Source organism: Thermocladium sp. ECH_B, from assembly GCA_001516585.1.
Lineage (GTDB): Archaea > Thermoproteota > Thermoprotei > Thermoproteales > Thermocladiaceae > Thermocladium.
This window is the reverse complement of the sequence record LOBW01000113.1, coordinates 1-3,567: the sequence shown is the minus strand read 5'-3', so window position 1 is coordinate 3,567 and position 3,567 is coordinate 1. Positions and strand designations below refer to the sequence as shown.

General features: G+C 41.4%; 2 protein-coding genes and 1 pseudogene. 1 reads left to right on the top strand and 2 read right to left on the bottom strand.

Annotated elements, in window-relative coordinates; translation table 11 throughout:
- Nucleotides 1-46 precede the first annotated feature (46 nt).
- Nucleotides 47-1,018 (bottom strand): hypothetical protein, encoded by a 972-nt coding sequence (locus tag AT710_09390; GenBank protein KUO90195.1) that lies wholly within the window; start codon nucleotides 1,016-1,018, stop codon nucleotides 47-49.
- 95 nt (nucleotides 1,019-1,113) lie between these two features.
- Between AT710_09390 and AT710_09385 the strand changes: the two genes are divergently transcribed.
- Nucleotides 1,114-2,856 (top strand): peptidase S9, encoded by a 1,743-nt coding sequence (locus AT710_09385; GenBank protein ID KUO90194.1) that lies wholly within the window; start codon nucleotides 1,114-1,116, stop codon nucleotides 2,854-2,856.
- A gap of 495 nt (nucleotides 2,857-3,351) precedes the next feature.
- Here AT710_09385 and AT710_09380 read toward each other — a convergent pair.
- A pseudogene (locus tag AT710_09380) lies at nucleotides 3,352-3,567 on the bottom strand.

Sequence of the window (3,567 nt, the reverse complement as noted above, 5' to 3'; positions counted from 1 at the left end):
CTACTGGCCTATATCCCTGCCTTAAGGGGCGAGGTTTATTCCCTAATCAAGCGTTCGGTAACTGCTTTCCNCGAAGCGTCTCCATTAATTCCCTATACATGATGCTGAACACGCCGTGGCTGGGCGGCTTATTGCTCATNAATACTACCCACGCATTGATTAGTGCTCTGTACTCGAAGTTATCAAGTTTCGCCCAGAAATCATCAAGCATTGGGAATCCAGTGGATTTGAGGAACCCATATAATTCATTGATGTCATTAAGCGTCGCCTCCTTCTTACCGAACTTAATATCACGTCCAGTCACATGTCGTTCNCCTCCTCCAGGCATCATTACCTTGCCGTAAACCGCCTTAAGCCTCCACGTAGCTGTATCAGTGGAATGCAACTCCAGCGCCCTCAATATTGGCGTTATTATTGGACTGCCGAGTCCAAGCACGTGAACCTTGGGGTGATTTTCCTTGACCCTCATGATGAATTCCAAAGCCATTCTCCGAGAATTCTTCGGCACATTATGGGTCATCAATATGTATGGAACCAATGCTCCTATGGCTATCATGGATGGGCCATGATCCAGAGCCATCCTCAGCATGTCCATTGATAAATTAACATCCCTATAGAAGTGAATCACGGGCACAATATTGAAGCCGGGGAGCCTCTTGCTTAATTCAACGTAATTAGCCAAGCTTCTCCGCATCTTTAGCCAAGCCTCTTCCCTTGAATCCAATGGAGATGGCGGATAATCCAAGCTCAGGTAAGCCTGGGCGTCCCAGTACCTGGAATATATATCCACTATATCATCCACGCCGATCTCCATGCCTCTTTTGAGGAATTGATAACCGCCGGAATCAAGCCAAACCTCTCCTTCATGCTGCATTAATGAGTGAAGCGGCGCATCCCCTGGACTTGGCCTTCGCTTAATTAAGTTAAATGAATTAACCAATATTGGAATAGGCAAGTTAAGCTCTATCCATGGCCGTGGACGCGCACCTATGACCGGGGTCCCGAGGACTATCTTCACAAATATATAGGTAACGGATAACTTAAAGTTTTACCTGCATGGCGGCAAGTCTTAACCAGTCTTCAAGTTTTTAAATAGTTCATCTTTTACATATTATGGATGAACTCGAGTACTTAGAAGATTTAAATGGTGAAAGGACAAAATCGTTTATAGAGAAGGAAAATAAGAAAACAGAGGAAAAACTAGGTAAAAGAACAAAGGAGCTTTACCCAAAGCTTTTAGAAATTTATAAGGAACCCTACGTTCTAGGCATGTTTGCATATGACGAAAATAACCCAGTTATTCTACTCTATGGTGAGAAAAACCAGGTACTCCTAGGCAATAAAGTAATTTACACTTCACCAAAGGATTACATAGCTTCCTCAGTCTGGAAAGTTTACAATTCTAAGGAGATGGGAGTTAGTATAGAAAAGAAAGGAAGTGATAAGATTATAACTTTCCTAATTTCTCCTGACGGTAAAACCACGGAATTAGGAGAAATGGTAGAATCCCCTTTCTATTTTAAAGGAGAGTTATGTTACGTAAAGAGCTATCGTTATTCTCCTCCCCCTGACGGTGGAGAATACCCATCAGATAGGGTATTTTGCGGTAATGATATAGTTTACGGTAAGGATTTAAAGCCAGGAGAATTTGTATCAATTAGAACTTTCGGAGATTTTATAACGCTAATCAGGAGAAAAGGCTGGAGATATAGCGAACTATATGCAGGAGAAAGCTTTGATTCTCTTAAGAAGATTGACGAGGGAGAAGTAATAGACGTAATTGATTATGCTCAAGGAAATTTAATTTATCAAAGGAACGATTCAGTATATCTTAACCGTAAGGAGGTAATAAAATCTAATTATCCAATTTTAGGAGTCTCTTCTCTTAAAGAAACCTTGGCTGTTGAAGTTATAAAGGATTATAGAACTCCTTTATTGTTTTATGACATTAATGGGAATAAGATAGGTGAAGAAATACACGATAATATCCAGTTTATGGATAGTGAAGGACATTCCTTATTTATAGTAGAAACTTCGTTCAATTATAAGTTTAGGATTTCAAGGATAGCTAAGGAGAAAAGCGAAACAATAATGCAATACGGCAATTATGACGTAAAAGTTACGGACATCTATGTTAAAGGAGACGTATTACTCCACGGGTTCCTCCTGTCCAAGACTAATAATCCCAAGGGAGTTATAGTTTATGGCTATGGAGGATTCAGAATTTCTTTACTCCCTTCATTTCCTATGTCTACAAGACCATTACTTGACGAAGGGTACTCTGTTTTAATCACCAACTTGAGGGGAGGTTACGAAAACGGAGAAGAATGGCACAAGGCAGGAATGTTGCCTAATAAGAAAAACGTGTTCAAGGACTTTTCTGAATTCCTTAGGTTAGTGAAGAGCTTAGGCGGTAAAACTATTGCTATGGGAGGAAGCAATGGCGGACTTTTGGTAGGTGCTACGGAAAATGAATATCCTGAAGTCATAGACTGCGCAGTAATTGGACATCCAGTGCTGGACATGCTGAGGTATGATAAACTTTACGTAGGAAAATATTGGGTTGAGGAATACGGAGACCCAAACGATCCTAAGTACAGAGATTACTTACTTTCGTATAGTCCTTATCATAATCTGAAGAAAGGCTTACCAAAGACTTTCGTATATACTGGAATTAATGACGATAGAGTTCATCCTGCTCACGCATTAAAATACGTAGCTAAGTCAGAAGAACTGGGAAACGACATCATGCTATTTGTTAATGATTCCGGACACGCAATAGCCGATCCAGAGTCTGAGGCTAGGGAATACTCCTACGTTATAGCCTTCATTGAGGAATGCACGTCAAGTAAATAACTTCTTTGCCTCAATGAGCATTTCTTCTATTCTTTTTAAGGAGACTTTAACATACTCTGCAGAGTATTTTCTCTCATGAAATCCCCATACGCGTAAATCGTAACCGGCATTCCATCCGTCTAAAACCCAATAACCCAGTTTTTAGAGAGCGTCTTGCTAGCCTTACCTAATAAGTAAGTGTACCACCTGCCTTCTTTCAAAAACTCCTTGTATTCCTCCGTCTTAAATTTTTCCACTAATGCCTTAACGACCCCTTCGGCAACTTTCTGACCCCTCCCCGCCCTAAAGGGTTCCCCGAGGTAGAGGGTTACGCCCCATTAAGGGCGCCACTCGTTCCCCTGGCATTGCGGGGCGGCCTCTCACTCCCCACTGATTGAGGGGAAGCTAACTACCCCACCAACACCAGGGCTTAGGCTTTATCCCGCCTCTAGGAGGAGTGAGACTTGTCTTCCATTTTGTACTTCCTTTAGGATGTTTATTTAATAGTGGATAACGCTAAACAAAGTGAGTGATTCCCTCTATTATTAATTGAACTGCCCAAGATGCTATTATTAAGCTGAAGAATCTGCCTATCATTTTCAACATGCTTTGACCCATTACCCTCACGAGCAGCAGGGAGTACCTAACAGTCAGGTAAGTGAAGAAGGAGGAAACGATTATTCCAATAATAACTGCAGCGATTGGGTAGTAAGTCATGTATATTATCGCGGA

What these genes read in the sequence shown, in the direction of transcription:
- AT710_09385 (KUO90194.1), top strand. Translation starts at nt 1,114, where the DNA reads ATGGATGAACTCGAGTACTTAGAAGATTTAAATGGTGAAAGGACAAAA.